2 protein-coding genes are annotated in these 2897 nt (G+C 61.3%); both read left to right on the top strand.

Going from position 1 to position 2897, the window contains the following annotated elements:
- The first annotated feature begins 258 nt into the window (after nucleotides 1-258).
- The gene (locus EOC06_RS21480) at nucleotides 259-1290 is read left to right on the top strand and encodes an extracellular solute-binding protein (protein ID WP_128308734.1); all 1032 of its coding nucleotides are present in this window, start codon (nucleotides 259-261) and stop codon (nucleotides 1288-1290) included.
- 56 nt (nucleotides 1291-1346) lie between these two features.
- Nucleotides 1347-2897, top strand: a 1551-nt coding sequence (locus EOC06_RS21475; RefSeq protein ID WP_245469871.1) for a GMC family oxidoreductase, incomplete at its 3' end; no start/stop codon positions are given.

Raw genomic sequence — 2897 nt, 5'->3', positions numbered from 1 at the left:
GTTGAATTCCGGCGGCGCCACCACGCTGCCGGTCTACATTTTCTCACTGATCAAGCAGGGCGTGTCGCCGCAGCTCAACGCAATCTCGACCTTGATCATGATTGTTTCGGTGGTGCTGGCGACCGTGGCCTTCCTGCTTCAGCGACGGCAGTAGCAGCGGCGTAGTTTTTCCTAATCAAGGCGTCGGGCAAATCGAATTTATCGAACCCGACGGTTTGTTATCGTCGCCCCTGGGAGAACAACAAACAGGGGAATGACATGACGACTAAAATTGCAGCGCTCACCATGGCCGGTGCCATGAGCCTCGCCTTTAGCGTGCCCGCTCTCGCCGAGGGCAGCCTGGCCATCTACGCATGGGCGGATTCCATCTCGCCCGAGATGGTCACGAAATTCGAGAAGGAAACCGGCATAAAGGTCACGGTCGACGCCTTCTCATCCAACGAGGACCTGCTCACCAAGCTGCAGGCCGGCTCGTCGGGCTACGACATCGTCACGCCTTCGCAGCACTTCGTGAAGATCATGATCGATAGCGGGCTGCTCGAGGATTTCGGCGCCAGCTCGATGGCGGCCTACAGCCAAGTCCTGCCGGACTGGCAGAAACCGTGGTGGGATGCGACAGGCAATCATTCGATCCCGCTCGCCTTCGGCAATGCCGGCTACACCGTCAACCGCGACCTCTACAAAGGCCCGGTCGACAGCTGGAAGACCTATTTCGAGCCACCGGCGGAGCTGCGCGGCAAGATCGCCAGCCTGGCGCAGCCCGACGAAGTCATTCCGGCAGCGGAAAACTATCTCGGCATCAAATATTGCAGCGAAGACCCACAGGAGATGAAGCGCGTGCTCGACCTCTTGCTGGCGCAGAAGCCATTCGTGGCGGCCTATTCCAGCGACAACATCGAAAACCGCATCGGCAGCGGCGAGGTTGCCGCCCATTTCTGGTGGGACGGCAACACCATGAGGCTTCGCCGCAACGACAAGGCCAATGTCGAATACGCGATGCCGAAAGAAGGTCTGGTCGGCTGGCTGGATTCCTATGTCGTGCCGAAGGGCGCGGCCAATATCGAGAACGCCAAGAAGTTCATCGATTTCATGACCCAGATCGACAACGCGACGGCGCAGTACAATTATTACGGCCACTCTTCGCCGGTGAAGATCGACGAGAGCAAGGCGCTCTACAACAAGGAGAACGCTCCGGAGCTGTTCCCGACCGTTCCCGTCAAGATGGGCCAGGCCTGCTCGCCGGCGGCGCAGGAACTCGTCACCAAGGTCTGGACGCAGCTTCTGCAATGAGCCGCTCAGCCGGGGCGCGCGCCGCCCCGGCATCTCCATTCTCAAAGGGGCTGGCCATGCAGACCGAAAATCTTGACTACGATTACATCGTCATCGGCGCAGGCTCGGCCGGTTGTGTCCTTGCCAATCGCCTGAGCGCCAACCCGTCCCACAAAGTGTGCCTGATCGAAGCCGGCGGCAGCGATATGGGGCTGCGGGTCAAGGTGCCTGCCGGCATCCTCTCGCTCTACGGCAATCCGAACTATGACTACTGCTATGTCGGCGTGCCTCAGCCCAACCTCAACGGCCGCAGGATTCCGGTCAATCGCGGCAAGGCGCTGGGCGGCTCCAGTTCCATCAACTCGATGGTCTACATCAGGGGCGCCGCGCAGGACTATGACGAGTGGTCGCGACTCGGCTGCGCAGGCTGGGCATTCAGCGACGTGCTTCCCGTCTTCAAGAAGCTCGAGCGCAACCTGCTTGGCCAGGACCCGCACTACCACGGTACAGGCGGGGAACTGCTGGTCGACAAGCCGCGCGATCCGAATGTGCTGTCGTCGATGTTCGTCAAGGCCGGCAACAATGCCGGTCTTCCGGCCAACAGCGACTTCAATGCCGAAAGCCAGTTCGGCCTCGGCATCTACAATGTCACCCAGGATCGCGGCCAGCGCTTCAGCAGTTTCACCGCCTTCATGCGCCCGGTGCTCGATCGCAAGAATCTCACAATCCTCAGCGAATGCGAAGTGATCGACCTCGATATAGCCGAGGAACGCGCGACAGGGGTACGGGTGCGGTACAAGGGCGAGCAGAAGACGCTGTCGGCCCGCCGCGAAATCGTGCTTTCGGCCGGGGCGATCAATTCACCGAAGATCTTGCTGGCGTCCGGCATCGGCGCAGCCGCCGAGCTGCAGGCGATCGGTATAAAGCCGGTTGTCGATCTGCCGGGCGTGGGCAAGAACCTTCAGGACCATATCGACGGCATGATCACGGTCCGCTCCTCGAGCACGAAGACGCTCGGCCTGTCGCTGCCCAACCTGCCCCGCGTGCTGGCTGCGCCCTTCCGGTATTTTGCCGGCCGCAAGGGCATGCTCACCACCAACTACGTCGAAGCCGGCGGCTTTGCCCGGACGAAGTATGCGAACGGCATTCCCGACATCCAGTTCCACTTCGTGCCCGGCTATCGCAGCCATCGCGGCAGGCTGGTGGAGTACGGCCATGGCTACGCAATCCACACCTGCGTGCTCAGGCCCAAAAGCGTCGGCGAACTCAAACTCTCAGGCCAGGCGTCGAACCGGGATGTGCTGATCGATCATCGCTTCTTCTCGAACGACGAGGACGCCAGGGTGTTGGTCGAAGGCATCAAGATCGCGCGTCAAATCTTTGCCGCATCCGAGTTCGACCCGATCAGGGGGACGGAGATGCTGCCGGGCAAGGATGTTCGCAGCGATGACGAGATCCTCGCCTATCTGCGTGCCGAAGCGCTCACCGTCTATCATCCGGTGGGGACGTGCAAGATGGGGACCGATGCGATGGCCGTCGTCGACCCGGCAACGCTCAAGGTGCGCGGCATCAGTGGCTTGCGGGTCGCGGATGCGTCCGTGATGCCGAAGCTGATCGGCGGCAACACC

The organism is Mesorhizobium sp. M7A.F.Ca.MR.362.00.0.0 (assembly GCF_004023175.1).
GTDB lineage: Bacteria > Pseudomonadota > Alphaproteobacteria > Rhizobiales > Rhizobiaceae > Mesorhizobium.
Note: the sequence above shows the minus strand (reverse complement) of the source record. Positions and strands in the feature narration are given on the sequence as shown.